This is a genomic window from Mesorhizobium sp. P2_A12 (genome assembly GCF_056405075.1).
Genome location: NZ_JBFUCU010000004.1, coordinates 570,515 through 589,586 on the forward strand (window position 1 = coordinate 570,515; position 19,072 = coordinate 589,586).

Below are 19,072 nucleotides of genomic sequence, written 5' to 3' on the forward strand. Positions count from 1 at the left end.
TCATGCGCGCATCGGCGGATTGAAATCAAGCGCTATTTCTGTAATATTGATTGAACGGACATTCAAAATGAAGTGAAGAAAGCCGCCATTTCCGGCATTTGACGCTGAATTTCATGCCCGAGAAAAATTGGACGAGATGATGTGGAGGCTATTGTGGCTGCTGTGAGAGATTTGAGGGCGAGCGATACGGCTGATGTCGGCGATGACGATGCCGTCGAACTGGCCAAGCGCCATCTCATCCAGCCCTGGCCTTACGCCGGTTCGGTCGGTGCCGAAGCGCGCACGCTGATCGGCGAAGGCGACGGCATCTACATCACCGACAGCACCGGCAAGCGGCTGATCGACGGGCCTGCGGGCATGTGGTGCGTCAATGTCGGCCACCGCCGCGAGGAACTCGCCAGGGTGATGTACGACCAGGCGATGGCGCTGTCCTACAACACGCCGTGGTACACGATGAACGCGCCGTCGGCGGAACTTGCCCAGCGCATCGCCGGCCACGCGCCAGGCGATCTCAGCCATGTCTTCTACACCACCGGCGGCTCTTCGGCCGTCGAGACGGCGCTGCGCTTCATGCAGTTCTACAACAATGTGCGCGGCCGGCCGGAAAAGAAGCTGATCCTGAGCCGGGGCGGCGCCTATCACGGCTCGACCTATCTGTCGGCCTCGCTCAATGGCCGACCGCGCGACCACGACTGGATGGACGGCGCCGACGAGCTGGTGATCAAGCTGTCTTCGCCCGATCCGTTCCGCCGCCCGCAAGGGATGAGCCTTGCCGCTTTCACCGATTTCCTGGTCGATCAGTTCCGCGACACGGTCGCCCGAGTCGGCGCTGAGAAGATCGGTGCCTTCGTCGGCGAGCCGGTGCAGGCGTCCGGCGGCGTCATCGTGCCGCCCGACGGCTACCTCAAGCGCATCCGCGAGATCTGCCGCGACAACGACATCCTCTATGTCTCCGACGAGGTGGTGACGGCCTTCGGCCGGCTTGGCCATGTCTTTGCCTCGGGCGACATGTTCGGCATCGATCCCGACATGATCACCTTTGCCAAGGGCGTCACCTCGGGCTATTTCCCACTGGGCGGTGTCATCATCTCGGAGCGGCTGCTGGAAGAATTGCGCCGGTCGAATCATCCCGACGCGATCTTCGGCCACGGCTTGACTTATACCAGCCATCCCATCGGCTGCGCCGTGGCGCTGAAAAACCTCGATCTGCTGGAGGAGGGCGTGCTTGCCCATACACAGGACGTCGCGCCCTATTTCCAGGCGCAGCTGAAGACACTGGAAGAGCTGCCGCTGGTCGGCGAGGTGCGTGGCCTCGGGCTGATGGGCTGCGTCGAATGCGTGGCCGACCGCGAAAGCAAGGACCCGCTGCAGCTCGACAAGAATGTCGGCAAGCGCATCGATGCCCATTGCCATGAACTCGGCCTGCTGGTCCGTCCGCTGATCAACATGTGCGTGATGTCGCCGCCATTGGTCATCACGCGCGAGCAGATCGACGACATGGTCGGCATCTTGCGCGAGGGCATTTCGCGCACGATGGATGATCTGACGAAAGAAGGCGTGTGGCGGGGGTGAATTCTCCCTTCTCCCCGTAGCATGGGGAGAGGGCCTCTGATCGCCGTCTGCCCTTAAGACCGCGACCTGAGCGCGTCGTTCAGATTCCACATGTCCTTCTCCTCGGGCGCGGTTTCCAGGCCCAGCACAGGCAGCATCTTGCGCAGGTGATCGTGATGGGTGCGCACGCCATATTCGAGGTCGGAGAGATAAAAGCCCTCGAAGGCCTCGGACAGCATGGATTCGTTCGACCATACCGAAAGCTGGACGTCCTCCGACATGGTGTCGCGATCGATGCGGAAGGAGAGGTAGCGGGCGGCGGCCTGCTCGCGGCTCTCGTCGCGGTAGCGGTAGATGGCGCCGCGCAGCAGGGTTTGCCCGGTTGACAGCGGGAACTCCTGATAGAACTGCACCGATTCCGGCATCACCGAAATGACCGTATTGGGGAAGATGCCGTAATAGACCCAGGCCTTCTTTAGATAGTCAGGCAGATGCGTCGGCTCGGGCGCGATCTTGACATAGTTCTTGACGCTCCAGCGGCGGCCGGCATGCGGGTTGTAGGTGGCAAAGGAGCGTGACACGCCGTTGATGAACGGCTCGTCGAAATAGGTGGCGCCATAGAGATCCTGAAGCGCTGGATGCGCCATGGCGACGTGATAGCCCTCATTGTCGACATCGCGCACCGACTTCCAGTTGACCGGCGTCTTCTGGGTCCAGATGCCCCAGGAGGGCACCATGTCGGCGGCGTTGTAATGCGCGAATTCCGGCTCGATCGGCTTCATCAACTCGGCGACCGAAGGCTGCGGCCCACCATTGCGGAAACGGATGAAGATGAAACCCATCCAGATTTCCAGATCGAGCGGCATCAAGCCGAATTCGGTCTTGTCGAGATCGGGGAAGGAGCGCGGGCGCGCGGCGCCGCGCAGCGTGCCGTCGAGATTGTAGACCCAGCCATGGAACGGGCACACCAGCGCGTTCTTGCAATTGCCCTGGCTGTCGGCGACGACGCGGCTGCCGCGGTGGCGGCACATGTTGTTGAAGCCCCGCACGACGCCATCCTTGCCGCGCACGATCAAGGCGCGTTCGCCGACCACGTCCATGGTCAGGTAATCGCCGGCATTCGGAATATCCGAGACATGACCGACGATCTGCCAGTGGTTGCGGAAGACGTGCTCCTTCTCGAGTTCGAGAAGGGCATCGGAATGGTAACTCCAACCCGGCAGCCCCCGCCGGTCCCAATCGTTGGGGATCGCCACGTCACGGAGGTGCGGGTTCATAAAACGTCTCTTCTTTTTATTGAATACTCATTCAATAAAAGCATATTTTTCATTGAAATGCAATGGTTTGTGAAAATCCGAAGGTTTCCGGGGCGGAATCTTGATGTCGTCTGGAGCCAGAATCTGCGCGGCTGTCGGCCCGGAAAATCCCGGAGAATCCGGGTGTTAGTTACGTTTTCAGGGACGGTGTCCCGGCACGACTTTGCGAGGCGGACGGAGCGGCGGACAAAGCGCCTTGCAGGGGCCGGAACGGGGTTGCCGGTCGTCGGTTTGGGCCGCGCTGCGGCGGCGCTTTGGCCAGTGCAATAGGGGCAGGAATCGGGCGAAGACTCATTCTTCGAGGGATGAGCGAAACGCTGTGACCGGTTTTGCCCGATTCTGCCCGAAATACTGTTTCCAGGCGGTTACATTGTCAGACTTGCGCCACCCTAGCCCGGTTACACAGTGCGGCTAAGTTCGTTTCATCACCAAAAAGAAACTCAGCGAAGGGAACGGCGATGTATGCGAAAATCAACACGACCCGTGGCGAGCACCTCCTCCAGGCTCCAGAGCGCGATGACCGCCGTCCGAAACTGGCGCTGCGCCAGCAGGCCAGCGACCATCCCATGGCGATGTTCATTCTGCTGGCTGCTTGCGCCTTCGTCGGCATGGCGTTCGCACCGACAGTCGGGCCGGCCTTCGCTTCGTTGAATCCGCCAGCCAACCTTGTCGACGGCGCGCAGACGACGACTAGGACCGCGCGTCTGCCGATGCCGACGATCGACTTCGCCTGCAAGGGGCAGGCCTGGGGCGCCGAAAGCATGGATTGCCTGCGCGCCATCGCCGAGCAGTCAGGTGCGCACAAGATCCGCGCGATCCGCATGATCGCCAATGCTGCGCCGCTGACCAGCACGCCGAACGTTTTCTGATCTTTGTCAAAGCCTGATCCCGAAACCGGTTCCCTCTTTGGGATCATGCTCTGACCTCCCCCGAGCGCTCCCTCCGGCGCGCTCTTCTTCGGCCCCCTGCCACGAGCCCGGCTGGGGGCCTCTTTTTATCCTTTCAATGCCGCCTGTTCGGCAATGGCGGACAGCACGCTGCGTACATCCAAAGTGCTGAACGGCTTTTCCAGGATCTGCGGCCGCTGCTGCGCCGGCAAGGCCTCGATTTCGGCCTTCGCGCCGATCAGGTCGCCGGTGACCAGCACGAAACGCTGCGCCAGGTCGGGCCTTTCGACAAGCAGCTCGCGATAGATCGATATGCCACTGATACCGGGCATTCGCAGGTCCGAAAAGACGATATCGGGCGGCATGTGGCCGCCCAAGGTGATGGTGCCTGATTCCCAGACAGGTGCAATCCGCGACTTGATGCCCATCAATTCGAGGATGTCGGAGAGCGAGCCGGCGACATCCGGCTCGTCGTCGATGATCAAGGCATGACGCAAGCCGCTTGAGCGCGGCTGGTTCTCGCCGGCGCTGGCGGCGCCGGCCGCAATGGCCGGTAGCTGGACCACGAAGCGTGCTCCCCTCGGTATCACTTCCTCGAACCAGACATTGCCATTGTGCCGCTCGATGATCGATTTCGAGATCGACAGGCCGATGCCGGTGCCGACGCCGACCGGCTTGGTGGTGAAATAGGATTCGAAGATGCGGCCGCGGATCGCTTCCGGCACGCCGGGGCCATTGTCCTCGACCGAGAAGCCGGGGTTGCCCCGGTCGCCGCGGAACGTCCGCACCTTGATCAGCCGGTCGCCGGCAATGCCGGCCAATGCATGCTGGCTGTTGATGAGGAAGTTGGCCGCCACCTGGGTCACGTGGTCGGCGTCGGCCATGGCCAGCAGCGGGCCGGCGGCGAAATCGGTGTCGATGATGATGCCGCTCGACCGCGCGCCATAGGCGGTCACCTCGAGGGCCGCGCGGATCACCTGGTTGAGATCGGTCTCGGCTTGGGCGGCGGGGTGAAGGCGGACCATCGACAGGAAGCTCTTGACGATGCGGCCGCAACGCTCGGCGGCGGCACGCACTTTCTCGGCGCGCACCTTGGTCTGCGGATCGGAGGCGAATTCGTGCAGCAGCGTCGATTGCGCCACCACCACGGCCAGCGGGTTGTTGAGTTCGTGAGAGACGCCGGCCAGCAACGAACCCATCGCCGCCATCTTCTCGTTCTGGTGTAGCTTCTCGCGCTGGCGACCGATCTCCTCCTCGGCGCGTAGCCTGTCGCGCAAATCGCGGATCGAGCCGAAGATCAGTCGGCGATCGGCGACCCGCATCTCGGTCGCCGTCAGCTCGATCGGAAACACCTCGCCGGCCGCATTCTGCGTCACGGTCTCTAGCCGCTGGCCAACCATAGGCGCGCCGCGGCCGGACATATAGTCGGCGCCCGAAGAATAGCCCTTGCGGTAGTATTCGGGCACGACGGTGTCGAGCAGGTCCTTGCCGAGGATGTCGCTGCGCTGGAAGCCGAACATCTTTTCGGCGGCAGGGTTGAATTCGATGATCGACCCGGCCTCGTCGATGACGATGATGGCGTCGAGCGAGGCCTGCAGCATGGTGCGGCGAATGACCTCGCTGGCATGGGCGTCGGAGGGCGATCGTTCGATGGCGTCGCCAATGGCGAGCGCGATGATGTGCAGCGTCGCCTCCTCCTCGTCGGTCCAGTCGCGCTCGTCGACGCAGTCATTGACCGCCAGCGTGCCCCACAGATGGCCATGCGCGAAGACCGACACCGACAGGAACGACTTGATATTCTGCTTTTCGAAGTCGGTTCTCAGGAAGCCTTCGAGATCGCGCGTGTGACCGGCGAAGATCTTGCCTTGCCGTTCATCCTCGGCCACCCGCTCCAGCAGCGGATCCGAATTGACGACCGACTGCATTATGACGGTTGGCGATGCCAGTTCTCCGCCGAAGTCGGGGTCGATCCAGTAGGCTGCGACCGACTGGGCGAAGCCCTGGCCGGGCAGCTCGCGCAAGCGAAACAGGATGCCGCGCTGGCATTCTATGGCCCGGCAGAGCGTTTCCAGGATGCCCTCCATCTCGCGCTGCCAGTCGCCGGCCTCGCGCAGCCGGCGAACGACGCGCACGGCCGCCATCGCCGCGCCCTGCCTGAACCCTTGCATATCCGTGTTTGCTGTTTCAGCGGTCATCTTCTGCCGTCATTCCAGGGCCAGTTCGATCGGCGAGCGACGGCTGCGAGCCTGACCCCCCTTTGGGCTCGGGTGCTCAGTTGCCGTCGCCGGTCGGCAGCGAGAAGATATAGCCTTCGCCGCGCACCGTGCGCAGAAATTTCGGATTGGCCGGATCCGTCTCGATCTTCTTGCGCAGCCGCATGATGCGGATGTCGACCGCGCGCGACGAGTCTGGGTCTTCGGTGAAGCCGATCGCCTCGGAGATCGCGGCGCGGGTCAGCAGCCGGTTGGCGCGGGTCAGGAAAACCTCCAGCACGTCGAACTCGCTCTTGGCCATGTCGATCACCGAGCCATTGGCTCCGGTGACCAGCCTGCCGTCGAGATCGGCCTGGAAAGGGCCAAAGGCAACGGAACGGCGATCCGTCGCGGCCTTCTTGCCCTGAAGCTCCTGCGGCTGAGGAACCCGGCGCAGCACGCTACGGACCCTTGCCAGCACTTCGCGCAATTCGTAGGGCTTGACGATGTAGTCGTCGGCGCCGAGTTCCAGCCCGACGATGCGGTCGAGCGCGGTGCCGGCGGCGGTCGCGTAGATGATACCGATCGGCAGCCGCGAACGCAGCCAGCGACCGAGCGAGAGGCCATCCTCGCCCGGCATGGCGATGTCGAGGATGGCGAGATGGAACGACTGCGTTTCAACAAGGCTGCGCGCGGCGGCCGCACTTTCAGCGGTGGCCACGTCATAGCCGGCGGCGCCGAGATATTCGGCGACCGCGTCCCTCAGGTCGGGCTCATCCTCGACGATGACAATTCTTGCCCGCACGATGCTCTCGCTCCCACTTTCAGTGGAAAGTAGATTGGGTATAAACATGATGTCCAGCACTCATATCTAGTTGCCAGGGAACGGTTGGAAAATATGGCCGCACGATCCGTAATTGCGCTCGTATCGGTCGCCGAAGTGGTCGCGACCGAACTCGCCGACCATCTCGAGCGGCGTGGCCACGATGTGCATCAGGCGCGGCAGCCATGGGAGGCGGAGTCGCTGCTGTCGGGAAAGGGCATCGACGTCGTCGTCATCGGCGACAGCCTCAGCCAGGCGGAGGGGCGGGATCTGCTCAAGCGCTATGGTGGCGAGGGCGGACCGGATTTCATCCTGATCTGCCGGCCGGCAGATCTCGTCGACAAGGTGCTGGCGCTCGAGCTTGGTGCGGCCGACGTCGTCGAGAGCCCACTCAATGTCAGGGAACTCGCCGCCCGTGTCGGCGGCCTGCTTTCGCGGCGCGGCAGAGGCACGCAGGAACTGATCGTGCTGGAGAACGCGACCGTCGATCTGAGATCTGCCATGGTCATGCATCGGTCCGGCACGGAAGAGCAGCTTTCGCCCGGTCAGGTGGCGCTGCTCAGGCTGTTCCTGGCCAGTCCGCGCAAGGTGCTGACGCGTGACGATATCATTGCCGCGGCACCTGCCGAAAACGCCGACGCCTTCGATCGCTCGATCGATTCGCGCATCGTGCGGCTGCGCCGCAAGCTCGATACCGACACCATCACCACCATTCGCGGCGCCGGCTATCGGTTCGATCCGCCACAGCAATTCGTCGACTGACGGCCGGGCACTGACATCATCTCTTCGTTCGAGCATCGGAGTTTCCACCTGGGTCCGATGCTCCTGACGCTCAGCGCACCACCAGCAGCGAGGGACCCGATGGGATGTCATTGCACATGGTTAGCTCGCTCGCATGGGCGCGGTCCCTGAGCAGCACGGTGGCAACAGCGGCAAAGCCCAGCAGGCCCTGCGCGTAAAGCAGTGCAGAAAGCACCGAAGCGGCGAATTTCGTGTTCATCGTATCAGTTCCCCATATGTGTGTTGCAGGTCACTTCAGGATACTCCCGAAGTGCCCGCGCCGCTCACGGAGCCCCCCGCTGCGGCGCGGGCCTTCGGTCCTCTCGGCAGCAAGTTGCCGGAGGGGCCGCGCATTCCCGTCAGCTTAAGACCGACCCGCCAGAGGGCCTTGAGCCGAACGATGCGCAGGCTGGAAACAATCCAGACCGTGGCAAAAAACAGTGCGGCATGCAGGGTCGAAATCTCGCCTGACGTCATCGCGCCGAGATTTGTCAGCGAGTTGCCGGCAACCGTGCCGACGACGCCGATGACCACTGCCGCGATGCTGATCCTGAGAACCCAGGACAGTGCGTTCGATTTCGTTTCCATTTTCGTACCGGCTGTTTTCGTTACGTCAACTTTGCTTGCGGCCCGTATCCGGATCATGCCGCTTGGAGTCGCGCTCTGTTGCCGCTTGGTTTCGAGATCGAAGATCATTGTTTCATATACAGAAATTCGCACCTTCGTTTAGAGGCAAATACCCATGTTTGTGATCTGAGCCCTGTCAGCAAGCAGTGTCTTTCCCCCATTCTCGGCTGCGTCAGCGGCGTTTCTTGTTAACCAGAGGAAACAGATTCGAAACACAAACGAGCATTTCACGAAATCTCCCCGAAACATGGCGTTGGGATAAGCAGCCATCGAATTGGAGCCGGCCAAGCCCGGCAAAGAGAGGGGATACCATCATGCACACCGCCATTTGCGCCAAGCTCATCAACGTCGCCGCCGCCGCCCTGACCGGTGCGGCACTGCTGTTCGGCGCCGGCTCGGGTGCAGCGCACGCCGCCAACAAGATCGTGGCCCGCGTTTCGCTTTCACAGCAGGTCATGGAAGTCTCGGTCGACGGCCGTCCGGCCTTCGCCTGGAAGGTTTCCACCGGCGACGGAGCCCATGTGACGCCGACCGGCTCGTTCAAGCCAACGCGCATGCATGAGATGTGGTATTCGAAGAAGTACGACAACGCGCCGATGCCGCACTCGGTCTTCTTCAGCGGCGGCTATGCGGTGCATGCCACCAACGCGATCAAGCGTCTCGGCCAGCCGGCTTCGCATGGCTGCGTGCGGCTGCATCCCGACAACGCCGCCGATTTCTATCAGCTCGTCGAAATGTTCGGGCCGACCAACACCAGCATCGTCATCGTCAAGTAGCAGGCTGTGGAACGGGCAGGCCAACCGCCGCGTCCTCGTTCAAGGCTCCCGCAGGAAAGCTTGTCGCGGTATTGAGTACAGCTTGCCGGCGGTATCGAGCCCAGCCAAAAAAAGAGGCCGGAATCTTCCGGCCTCTTTTTTGTTGTCATCCTGTTTTGCTTTAGTTCGGCAGTGCCGGCATCAGCTTGGGATCCGGCTTCTCGGCCAGATGCGGCAGGTCCTTGCTGGCGATGAAGGTGTAGAACATGGGCACGACGAAGAGCGTGAACATGGTGCCGACCAGGATGCCGGTGAAGATGACCAGGCCCATCGAATAGCGCGCCGCGGCGCCCGCACCGCTGGATGTGATCAGCGGTACCACACCAAGCGCCATCGCCGCCGTCGTCATCAGGATCGGGCGCAGGCGGACCTTGGCCGAGGCGATGATGGCGTCGCGCCGCCGCATGCCATGGATTTCACGCTGCTGGTTGGCGAACTCGACCAGAAGGATGCCGTGCTTGGTGATCAAGCCGATCAGCGTGATCAGGCCGACCTGCGTGTAGATGTTGAGCGTGCCGAGACCCAGATTGAGCGGCACGATGGCGCCGAAGATCGACAGCGGCACCGCCATCATGATGATCAGCGGGTCGCGGAAGCTTTCGAACTGCGCCGCCAGCACCAGATAGATGACGATGACGGCCGCCGCGAACGCGATCAGGATGGTGTTGCCCTGTTCCTTCTCCTGCCTGGACTGGCCGGAGTAATCGATGAAGAAACTATCGGGCAGGTTCTCCCTGGCGATGTCCTCCAGTGCCTTCAGCCCGTCGCCGGTGGTGACGCCGGGCAGCGGAAGCGCGGAAATCGTCGCTGAATTCAGCTGGTTGAACTGCTCGATGGCCGCCGGCGCGGCATTGTTGGAGATATTCACCACGGCCGACAGCGGCACCATCTCGCCCGTCACGCTGCGCACGAAGTACTCGCCGAGCTTTTCGGGGTTGTCGCGGAACTCCTGCGGCACCTGCGGGATGATGTCGTAGCTGTTGGAGTCGCGATCGAATTGCGCCACTTCGGCACCGCCGACCAGCAGCGTCAACGTCCGGCCGATATCGGCGATCGGCAGGTTGAGGGCCGCGGCGCGGTCGCGATCGATGGTCACCGTCACCTGCGGCGCGTCATAGGCCATCGAATTCTGCACGACGATGAAGCGGCCGGAGGCCTGCGCCTTGTTCTTGATCTTCTCCGCCACATCGTACACTTCCGAGGAATCGCCGGTCGATCGCACCACCATGGCGATGGGCAGGCCGCCGCCGGAGCCCGGCAGCGTCGGTGGCGCAAAGACGAACGCCTGGACACCCGCCACCTTGGCGAGACGGGCCGTAATGTCGGCCTGCAATTCCTTGGAATTGCGTTTGCGTTCAGCCCAGTCCTTGAAGGCAAAGCCGACGAAGGCGCTGTTTGTCTCACCGCCGAAGGCGACGGCGGAGAACTGCGCCCGCGTCTCGGGAATATCCCTCACCAGGCCGAGCATCTGGTTGACGTATGTCTCGGTGTAGTCGGACGTCGCATAGCGTGGCGCTGTCACAATCGAGAGCAGAAAGCCCTGGTCCTCTTCCGGCGCCAGTTCGCTCGAGGTCTTGGTGAACATGAAGCCGGTGACGCCGACAAGCGCCAGCACGATGATCAGCGTCAGCGGGCGATAGTTCAGCGAACCGGTGACGGCCCTCTCGTAGACGTGCTCGACCCGCGCGAAGGTGCCGTCGACAATGCGCTGGAAACGGCCCGGTGTGCCGGACTTCAAGAGGCGCGCCGACATCATCGGGGTGATGGTGACGGCGATGACACCTGACAGCACCACCGAGCCGGCGAGCGTGACCGCGAATTCGCGGAACAGTGCGCCGGTCAGGCCGCCGGTGAAGGCCAGCGGCGCGAACACGGCGGCCAACGTCATCGTCATGGCGACAATAGCCGAGGCGATTTCGCGCATGCCGCTGAATGCCGCCTGCATCGGCGACATGTGATCTTCTTCCATGTGGCGGTGGATGTTTTCGACCACCACGATGGCGTCATCGACGACGAGGCCGATTGCCAGCACCATGGCCAGCAAGGAGAGAAGGTTGATCGAATAGCCCACCGCAAACAAAAGGAAGCAGACGCCGATCAGCGACAGCGGGATGGTGACGATCGGCATCATCACCGAACGGAAAGAGCCAAGGAACAAAAGGATGACGACGACGACGATGGCAACCGCTTCGGCGATGGTCTTGAACACCTCGTCGATCGAGGCACTGATCTGCCCGGTCGCATCGTAGACGACCTCGATCGTCATGCCCTTCGGCAGTGTTTCCTGAATCTGCGGCACGAGCTTGGTGAGCGCTGCCGCCGTGGTCAGAGGGTTCGCTGCCGGCGTTGGGAAGATGGCGAGGAAGGTGCCGGGCTTGCCGTTGAAGCTGACCCTGGTGTCGGTATTCTCGGCGCCGAGTTCGACGCGAGCCACGTCGCGCAGCCGCACCACATTGCCGTCGGTCGAGCGCAGCGGCAGCGCGGCGAACGCTTCCGGCGTCTGCAGCGTCGAGCGCACGGTGATCGACGAGACGACATACTCGTTCTGCGTATTGCCCGGCGCCGACAGGAAGTTGGAATTGTTGATCGCCTCCAGAACCTCGGAGGCCGTCACGCCGCGCGCGGCAAGCTTGACCGGGTCGATCCAGACGCGCATCGAGTATTCCTGGGCGCCGAAGATCTGCACGTCGGCGACGCCTTCGACCGTCGACATGCGTGGCCGGATGACGCGCTCGATATACTCCGTCAGCTGCTCCTTCGTCATGTTCGGATTCTGCATCGAGATGTACATCATCGCGAACTGCTGGCCGGTGCCCTTGACGATGACGGGATCCTTGGAGGCGTCTGGCAAGGTGCCGCGCACGCCCTGGACCTTGGACAGCACTTCGGTCAGCGCGACGTCGGGATTGGAGCCAAGCTTCATCTGCACCGTCACGGTGCTGGAGGACGGACGGCTCGACGAGGTGACGTAGTCGATGTTTTCGGTCGAGGCGACGGCGCGGGCGATCGGGGCGGAAATGAAGCCCTGGATCAGGTCGGCGCTGGCGCCCGGATAGGCCGTCGTGATGGTGATCGCCGTCTCGTCAACCTTCGGATATTGCCGGATCGACAGGTTGAAGATGCCCTGGAAACCCAGCAGCAGGATCATGCAGGCGAGGACTGTCGAAAGGACAGGCCGGCGAATGAAGATATCGGAAAAGCTCATTGCTCGTCGGCCTGCTTGTTCGCCGATTTGGTCGGGTCAATGGTGTTGTCGACGGCGACGGACATGCCGTTGAAGAGCCGGTTCTGACCGGCGGTGACGACCTCATCGCCAGCCTTCAACCCCTCGACGATCTCGACCATGCCCTCGTTGCGGCGGCCGGGCTTGACGAAGACCTGGGACAGCACCAGCGCGGGCTTGTCGGCTTCCGCCGCCGGCTTGGCCGGATCGGCAGCCTTGTCCGCTGGCTTTGCCGCATCGGCCGCAGGCTTGGTTGCATCAGCCGCCGGCTTCATCGCATCGGCCGGCTTGGCATCTGCCGGCTTTTTGTCTGCGGGCTGGGCGTTCGCCGGTTTGTCGGTTGCCGACGCGGCTGGCTTTTCTTCCGGCTTGGCTGCCTGCGCGGGGGAGGCTTCGGCGGGCTTCGCCGGCTGCACGACGAATATATAGTCGCCATAGAGACTGGTGGTCAGCGCCGTCTGCGGCAGCGCCAGCACATTCTGCTCTTCGGGCAGTTCGACACGGACCTGCACGAACTGGCCCGGGGTCAGCTTGCCTTCAGGATTGGCGACTTCCGCCCTGATATTCACCAACCGGCTGGATGGGTCGATTTTCGGGTCGATGCCGCGAATGGTACCGGCATAGGGCATCTCGCCGCCGCCGATGCCCAGCCGCACCGTCTGGCCGATCTTGAGCAGCGGGAGCTGTTGTTCGGGAACCGAGAAATCGACCCGCATCGTGTCCAGATCCTGCAACGTCACCACTACGGTGCCAGGCGCCAGGTACTGGCCGAGGTCGATTCTCGGAATGCCCACCGTGCCGCTGAAAGGCGCCGTCAGCTGCTTTTGGTCGAGCACCGCCTGCAGTTTGTTCACTTGCGCGGCGGTTGCCGATGCGGTTGCCCGCGCCGTGTCGAGCGTTGCGTCCGCATTGACGCCGCGCCTCTGCAGTTCAATGGCGCGCGTCAGCGCCATCTGGACGACCGCGACTTGCGCCTTCGTCGCTTCCAGATCGGCACGCTCGACCGCACCGTCGAGTTGCAGCAGGACCGCGCCTTCCGCAACCTTCTGGTTGGCGTGAAACAGGATCTCCTTGACGATGCCGGTGGTTTCAACCGTCAGATCGACACCGCGCACAGCCCTGACCGTACCGATCGCCTCGACGCCCGGCGTCCAGGTCGACGGCTTGGCGATGGTCGTCGATACGGTCGCCGCCGGCGGCTTCATCGTTGCGAAATACTGCTTGATGCCGTTGTCGCGCAGGAAGTTGAAGCCGACAATGCCACCGACCACGACGAAGAGGACGAGCAGAACAAGGGCGATGATGACGATACGAAGGATGCGCTTGAACAAGGAAGTCCCCTCAGCCGAAATCCGGCGCGAAGCGCGGACATCGGGACACATATCGACTGCGGGTCCCGATTTCAAATAACGGCGGTCTTACTGTACCGTCTGGACGGTCTTGTCAATTGGGCCTAAGCTTGCGATGGGAGGGGCCATGAAAGCTCCAAGATCGAACTCGCGCGAGAAAATTCTTGCTGCGGCGGCCGATGTCGCACGAGAATCCGGGCCCGGTAGCCTGTCGCTGGAAGCGGTCGCCAGCCGCGCCGGCGTATCGAAAGGCGGGTTGCTCTACAATTTCCCGACCAAGGCCAAGTTGATGCAGGGACTGGTCGAAGGCTATTTGCATGACTTCGGGCAGGCGCTCGAAACCGCCAACAGCGCCGACAAAGGCAAAAACCCACTCGCCGTGTATATCACGCTGTCGGCAGACGATTGCGAGGACAAGCAGCCATCGGCATCCTGGATCTTTTCGGCAATCGCCGAGGATCCCGACTTCATGACGCCGATAAAGACGTTCAAGCGGCAGCTTTTCGAGCGGCTGAAGGGCGAGACGCAGGATCTGAAGTCGCTGCTGGTCTGCTACCTGGCCATAGAAGGGCTGCGCAGCATGAACCTCTTCGATGCGGATGTCCTTTCTAAAGACGAGCGGCAGTTGCTGGTGGCGTCCCTGCTAGAGATTGCGGGATCGCCTCAGACCAGCAAGGACATCGATCAGGGCTGATCCAGGAAGGCCTTGCCGGTTGCCGGGTCAAACAAGCGAAGCGCTGTCTCGTCGAAGGCGAAGCTGCATGTCTGGCCCTTGGCAATCCGGGTCCGTGGCGGCAGGCAAGCCGTCAGCCGCTGTGGACCGATGCGGGCCGTGGTGACCAGTTCGGGTCCGGTCAGTTCGACGACCTCAATCTCCACGGGCAACGACAAGTCCGTCGCAGCACCGGTCGCCACGCGAAGTGCTTCGGGCCTGATGCCGACGACGACCGGTGCGCCGTCGCGAGCCGAGTTTCGATAGCCCGCAGGCACGGGTATCCGCACGTCGGTATCGGCAATGGCCAGCATTCCGTCGGCGACGACCGCTTGCAGCATGTTCATCGACGGCGCGCCGACAAAGCCCGCGACATAGAGTGTCGCCGGCTGGTCGTAGATCTCTTCGGGCGTGCCGAGCTGCTCGATCCGGCCGTCGCGCATCACCGCGATGCGGGTCGCCAACGTCATCGCCTCGATTTGGTCGTGGGTGACGTAGACGATCGTGGTCTGCAGCATCTGGTGCAGCCGCTTCAGTTCGGTGCGCATTTCCAGGCGCAGCTTGGCGTCGAGATTGGACAGCGGTTCGTCGAACAGGAAAACCTGCGGCTTGCGCACCAGCGCCCTGCCAATGGCGACGCGTTGGCGCTGGCCGCCAGAAAGCTGGCTCGGCTTGCGGTCGAGGAGGGTCTCTATCTGCAGCAGTTTCGCCGCTTCGTGCACCGCCCTGTCGCGCTCGTCGGCGGCAACCCCGCGCATCTCCAATCCGAAGCCGATGTTACGGTGGACGGTGAGGTTCGGATAGAGCGCATAGGACTGGAAGACCATGGCGATATCGCGGTTCTTGGGATGAACGCCAAGGATCGAGCGGCCGCCGATCAGCACGTCGCCGCTGGTCGCCTCGGCCAGCCCGGCGATGATGTTGAGCAGCGTCGATTTTCCGCAGCCCGACGAGCCGAGCAGCACCAGGAATTCGCCGCTCTGCAGCGCGATGTCGATGCCTTTCAGCGTCTCGACACTGCCGTAGCTCTTGCGGATGTCGCGGATTTCAAGCGCGCTCATGTGTGGATTCCCTGAACTGCATCGGCCCACCATAGTTGCGGGGCAAGGTGGAAATCGCGCGCGACGCCACATGCGTCGCGGCGGAAAGGCAGGCCGATAGTGGTTGCTCCTGCGCCAGTGCGGCGAGGAATGCGGCGTTGAAGACGTCGCCGGCGCCGATCGTGTCGACGACCCGGACGTCGGGTGCGGCGGCTTCGACAAGTGCGCCGTCCGGGCCGATGGCGATGGCGCCCAGAGGGCCGCGCTTGACGACGAAGGTCGCCCCTTTCCTCATGCTCGACCGGATCGCGCGCGCCGCCTCCACAGGGCTCTGCATTCCGGCCAGTGTCACCGTCTCGACTTCGTTGAACAGCGCCAGCTCGCAGCGCGACAGCCATGCGCGGGTGGCTGTGCAATTGGCCTCGGTCCAGCCGTCGATCGGCCAGCCGGTGTCGAGCGTGACGGCAATGCCGTGGCTGTCCGCCCAGTCGAAAAACGCGTCGTAGTGGCGCGTGAGATCGTCGGTCAGGAAGGAGCCGCACAACAGCGCGTAGCCGCCCGAGAGCGCCCTGCCGTCGAGGACGGCGAGCACGTCGGCGAGACTAAAGCGCGGCAGATGTCCGCGTGTGGTGAAGAAGGTCCGCTCACCGTCCGGGTGGGTCATGCCGACGGACAGCGTCGTGCCTTCAGGACGGACCGGCCATTTCTCGGCGCGGCGACCGAAGGCCTCGCGAAGCCAGCGGCCGAACTGGTCGTCGCCGACATTGGCGGCAACGGCGAAATCGACGCCCAGTGCCTCCCAGGCCAGCGCGCTGTTGCCGGCCTGGCCGCCGACGCGCAATTCGTCGTGGTCGACGACGGTCTCCGTTCCGGCGACCGGCCACGGCGCTACCGGGCCGACAATCAGGTCGACATTGACGTTGCCGATCACCGCCAGGGGACGCATCACTCGCTCCTGGTGATCTTGGTGGAGCGGACAGGCGTGCCGGCATTGTCGACGCGGGCATCGGCGAAGGCGATCATCAGGCGTTGCGCGACCGGCAGCATGGCGAAGATCGCGGCCATGCCGAAGGCCGGCTTGAAGGAAAGCGTCACGGCTCCTGCGACAGGCGTTTGCCCGGACGAATCGAAGACGACGAGCGGTGCGCCGGCCTCGACCACGGACATGGCCATGGCGGTCACCAGATCCAACGTTGGGTCGTTGCCGCGAAACAGGATGACGCCGATGTGCGGGCCGAGCATTTCCATCGGCCCGTGGCGCAACTGGCCGCCCTCGAGCGAAAAGCACGGCAGGCGCGACAGTTCGGTAAGGCCAAGTGCGAGCGCTTCGGCGAGACCTTGCAGCCGGCGGCCCGAGGTGACGATGGCTGTCACCTCGGCCAGTGCTGCGAGCGCCTGTGTGTTGTCGTTGTCTTGTGGCTGATCCAGGGCGCCAAGCGCGGCACTCGGGTCCTCGCCGAGTGCGGCGAGGATCGCCAGATGCAAGGCGAAGGTCACGGTCAGGCTGCGGGTCGCGGCGAAGGCCAGTTCGGTGCCGCCGGCGCCGACCAGGCAAGGCACGGTGCGAGCGAGGAACGAAGCGCCTTCAAGCGTCAGGCCGAAAACACCGGCAGTGCTGCCAGCCTCCGAGAACCATCTGACGACCTCGGCGCTCTCGCCGGACTGCGAGGTAACGATCACCGTCCTGCCCTCGAGCGGCAGCGGCTGGCCGAGTTGCTCGGAAAGCGGCAGTGCCAGCGCATCGATGCCAAGCGCGCGGTAGAGCGGCTCGACGGCGCGGCCGACTGCGTGCGAGCCGCCCATGCCGAGCAGCAGCAGGCGCCCGCTCCGCCGGATCGAGGCGGCGGCCTCTACCGCCATGGCCGCGTTGTGTTGGAACGACGCGATCGCATCGGCATGCTGGCGCGCCATCTCGCGGTCGATCGCCATGAGCCCGGCGGGGCGGCTCTTGCCAATGGTCATTGTCATCCTTTCACGCCGCCGCTGGTCAGGCCCGAGATCAGCGCGCGCTGCATGACCAGGCCGATCAGCACCGGTGGCAAGGCGGCCAGCACGCCGGCCGTGGCGATCAATCCGTAATCGGAAACGCGGCCGCCGGCCAAATCGGCGATGGCGACGGTCAAGGTCTTGGCGCGCTGGTCGGAGGTGAACAGCAGCGCGTAGAAGAATTCGTCCCAGGCAAGCAGCACGGCAAACAGCGCCGATGTCGCCATCACCGGTGCGGCCAGCGGCAGCGTGATGATGCGCAGCGTCTGGAACAGGCCGGCGCCGTCGATCATTGCCGCCGCCTCGATTTCGCGCGGGATCGAATCGAAACCTGACTTCATCAGCCAGGTGGTGAACGGCGCCAGTATGGTCAGGTAGACCAGCGCCAGGCCGAAGACATTGTTGAGCAGGCCGAGATACGACAGGCCCATATAAAGCGGTACGGCAAGCGCCACCGGCGGCAACATGTAGGTGGCGATGACCATCGACAGCGACCAGCCGATCGACGGCGTGCGCGAGACGGCCCAGCCGGCCGGGATCGCCAGCGCGAGCGCCGCGATGGTCGCCATGCCGGCAATCTCGAGGCTGTTGCGCAGCGATGAGGTGAAGGCAGCGCCGGCGCTGTTTTCGGCGGTCGACAGCAATTGCCCGTAGCGCGAGAAGTCAGCACTTTGCGGCCACCAGCGCAGCGGCTTGGCGGCGAGGTCGGCGGCCGGCGAGATGCTCATGATGAACAGCCAGGCGAGGGGCGCCAGGATGACGGCTGCGAGCAGCAAAGCGCAGGCGTGGATGAAGATGGTGAAGGCAGGGCTCTGGCGTTCCATCAGGCGGCACTCCCGGCGGTCTTGCGCACCAGCGCCGCATAGGCGACGGCCAGCACGGTGACGAGCAAGGTGACGATCAGCGCCAGCGACGCGCCGGATCCGGCGCGCTGGAAGGAGAAGGCCTCCTGGTAGACGAGGATCGACAGCGTGCGCGTGCTGTTGGCCGGGCCGCCGCGGGTCATTACCCAGATGATGTCGAAGACCTTGAAAGCCTCGATGGTGCGCAGCACCAGCGCCACCATCAGCGGACCGGCGAGATAGGGCAGGATGACGAAGCGGAAGCGGTTGAAAGCCCCGGCGCCGTCGACGAGCGAGGCGGCGGTGATGTCGCGCGGCACCGCCTGCAGCGCGGCCAGCGCGATCAGCGCCACCAGCGGAAAGTTCTTCCAGCAGTCGGCGACGATCAGCGCCGCCAAGGCGGTGCCCGGCTCGCCGAGCCAGGAACGGTAGGCATCGATGAGGTGCATTTGTGTGAGGGCAGCGTTGAGCGCGCCATATTCGGGATTGTAGATCAGCCGCCACAGCGTGGCGTTGACCACCGTCGGCAGCGCCCAGGGCAGGATCATCAAGCCGCGCAGGATGGCTCGGCCATGAAACTGCTGATTGAGCAGCAGTGCTGCGAGAACGCCGATCACCATTTCGGCGGCGACCGAAATCACAGCGAAGAGTGTCGTGGTGACCAGCGTGCGCGAGAAATTCGAACTGGACAGCATGTTCGCATAATTGTCGAAGCCGACGAAATTGCCGCCCGTTCCGACAAGCTTGGCGTCGGTGAAGGAGAGCCCGACGGTATCGGCCAGCGGCCAGCCGATGACGGCGACCATGACCACGAGCAGCGGCAGCATCAGCAGCCATGCACGAGTTGTCATCCAGGTGCCCGACATCGGAGCAGCCTTTCTTCGTTCATCTTTGATCTGGACATAACATGGGCGGCACAAGGCCGCCCA

17 protein-coding genes are annotated in these 19,072 nt (G+C 63.5%); 5 read left to right on the plus strand and 12 right to left on the minus strand.

The genetic code is table 11. The annotated features are described in order from the left end of the window. Positions 1 to 153: 153 nt before the first annotated feature. Positions 154 to 1,572, plus strand: coding sequence for an aminotransferase (locus AC1DZU_RS13125; protein WP_477285156.1), 1,419 nt, complete (start codon positions 154 to 156; stop codon positions 1,570 to 1,572). 53 nt (positions 1,573 to 1,625) lie between these two features. Here the strand turns inward: AC1DZU_RS13125 and AC1DZU_RS13130 are convergent, their stop codons facing one another. After that, positions 1,626 to 2,828 carry an aromatic ring-hydroxylating oxygenase subunit alpha gene (locus AC1DZU_RS13130; protein ID WP_477285158.1) on the minus strand — a complete coding sequence of 401 codons (1,203 nt, stop codon included), beginning with the start codon at positions 2,826 to 2,828 and terminating at the stop codon, positions 1,626 to 1,628. A gap of 497 nt (positions 2,829 to 3,325) precedes the next feature. Here AC1DZU_RS13130 and AC1DZU_RS13135 point away from each other — a divergent pair, with 497 nt between their 5' ends. Beyond that, entirely contained in the window at positions 3,326 to 3,736 is a 411-nt protein-coding gene (locus AC1DZU_RS13135; protein ID WP_477285160.1) for a hypothetical protein, read from the plus strand. 125 nt (positions 3,737 to 3,861) lie between these two features. On the opposite strand, the gene AC1DZU_RS13140 is transcribed toward AC1DZU_RS13135, so the two are convergent. Continuing rightward, positions 3,862 to 5,949, minus strand: a complete 2,088-nt coding sequence (locus AC1DZU_RS13140; RefSeq protein ID WP_477285162.1) for a PAS domain S-box protein — start codon at positions 5,947 to 5,949, stop codon at positions 3,862 to 3,864. A gap of 76 nt (positions 5,950 to 6,025) precedes the next feature. Further along, positions 6,026 to 6,799 carry a response regulator gene (locus AC1DZU_RS13145; RefSeq protein WP_184875894.1) on the minus strand — a complete coding sequence of 258 codons (774 nt, stop codon included), beginning with the start codon at positions 6,797 to 6,799 and terminating at the stop codon, positions 6,026 to 6,028. Positions 6,800 to 6,844: 45 nt separating this feature from the next. Between AC1DZU_RS13145 and AC1DZU_RS13150 the strand changes: the two genes are divergently transcribed. Then, positions 6,845 to 7,531: a winged helix-turn-helix domain-containing protein gene (locus tag AC1DZU_RS13150; protein ID WP_477285165.1), complete on the plus strand. Its 687-nt coding sequence runs from the start codon at positions 6,845 to 6,847 to the stop codon at positions 7,529 to 7,531. A 70-nt stretch (positions 7,532 to 7,601) separates the two neighbouring features. On the opposite strand, the gene AC1DZU_RS13155 is transcribed toward AC1DZU_RS13150, so the two are convergent. Both AC1DZU_RS13155 and AC1DZU_RS13160 read right to left on the minus strand, forming a co-directional pair. Next, positions 7,602 to 7,769 (minus strand): hypothetical protein, encoded by a 168-nt coding sequence (locus tag AC1DZU_RS13155; RefSeq protein WP_477285167.1) that lies wholly within the window; start codon positions 7,767 to 7,769, stop codon positions 7,602 to 7,604. A gap of 35 nt (positions 7,770 to 7,804) precedes the next feature. After that, entirely contained in the window at positions 7,805 to 8,245 is a 441-nt protein-coding gene (locus AC1DZU_RS13160; RefSeq protein WP_477285169.1) for a hypothetical protein, read from the minus strand. A gap of 245 nt (positions 8,246 to 8,490) precedes the next feature. On the opposite strand from AC1DZU_RS13160, the gene AC1DZU_RS13165 reads away from it, so the two are divergent. Next, positions 8,491 to 8,952 (plus strand): L,D-transpeptidase, encoded by a 462-nt coding sequence (locus AC1DZU_RS13165; protein ID WP_477285171.1) that lies wholly within the window; start codon positions 8,491 to 8,493, stop codon positions 8,950 to 8,952. Positions 8,953 to 9,112: 160 nt separating this feature from the next. Here the strand turns inward: AC1DZU_RS13165 and AC1DZU_RS13170 are convergent, their stop codons facing one another. Together AC1DZU_RS13170 and AC1DZU_RS13175 are read right to left on the minus strand one after the other, a co-directional pair. Beyond that, positions 9,113 to 12,196: an efflux RND transporter permease subunit gene (locus AC1DZU_RS13170; protein ID WP_477285173.1), complete on the minus strand. Its 3,084-nt coding sequence runs from the start codon at positions 12,194 to 12,196 to the stop codon at positions 9,113 to 9,115. Further along, the gene (locus tag AC1DZU_RS13175) at positions 12,193 to 13,545 is read right to left on the minus strand and encodes an efflux RND transporter periplasmic adaptor subunit (protein WP_477285175.1); all 1,353 of its coding nucleotides are present in this window, start codon (positions 13,543 to 13,545) and stop codon (positions 12,193 to 12,195) included. Before AC1DZU_RS13175 ends, AC1DZU_RS13170 begins: the two co-directional genes overlap by 4 nt. Positions 13,546 to 13,690: 145 nt before the next feature. Between AC1DZU_RS13175 and AC1DZU_RS13180 the strand changes: the two genes are divergently transcribed. Then, positions 13,691 to 14,257, plus strand: a complete 567-nt coding sequence (locus AC1DZU_RS13180) for a TetR/AcrR family transcriptional regulator (RefSeq protein ID WP_477285178.1) — start codon at positions 13,691 to 13,693, stop codon at positions 14,255 to 14,257. Here AC1DZU_RS13180 and AC1DZU_RS13185 read toward each other — a convergent pair. From AC1DZU_RS13185 to AC1DZU_RS13205, 5 genes are read right to left on the minus strand one after another with little or no spacing between them, the layout of a single operon-like run. Then, positions 14,248 to 15,336 (minus strand): ABC transporter ATP-binding protein, encoded by a 1,089-nt coding sequence (locus tag AC1DZU_RS13185; protein ID WP_477285180.1) that lies wholly within the window; start codon positions 15,334 to 15,336, stop codon positions 14,248 to 14,250. The two genes, AC1DZU_RS13180 and AC1DZU_RS13185, sit on opposite strands and share 10 nt — an antisense overlap. Then, on the minus strand, positions 15,323 to 16,261 hold the full coding sequence (locus AC1DZU_RS13190) for a PfkB family carbohydrate kinase (RefSeq protein ID WP_477285182.1): 939 nt from the start codon (positions 16,259 to 16,261) through the stop codon (positions 15,323 to 15,325). The genes AC1DZU_RS13185 and AC1DZU_RS13190 overlap by 14 nt, the downstream gene beginning before the upstream one ends. After that, positions 16,261 to 17,283, minus strand: a complete 1,023-nt coding sequence (locus tag AC1DZU_RS13195; protein WP_477285184.1) for an SIS domain-containing protein — start codon at positions 17,281 to 17,283, stop codon at positions 16,261 to 16,263. Before AC1DZU_RS13195 ends, AC1DZU_RS13190 begins: the two co-directional genes overlap by 1 nt. Continuing rightward, a complete protein-coding gene (locus tag AC1DZU_RS13200) occupies positions 17,280 to 18,125 on the minus strand; it encodes a carbohydrate ABC transporter permease (protein WP_095089248.1) in 846 nt (281 codons plus the stop codon). Before AC1DZU_RS13200 ends, AC1DZU_RS13195 begins: the two co-directional genes overlap by 4 nt. Continuing rightward, positions 18,125 to 19,009: a carbohydrate ABC transporter permease gene (locus tag AC1DZU_RS13205; protein ID WP_477285186.1), complete on the minus strand. Its 885-nt coding sequence runs from the start codon at positions 19,007 to 19,009 to the stop codon at positions 18,125 to 18,127. Before AC1DZU_RS13205 ends, AC1DZU_RS13200 begins: the two co-directional genes overlap by 1 nt. Positions 19,010 to 19,072 lie beyond the last annotated feature (63 nt).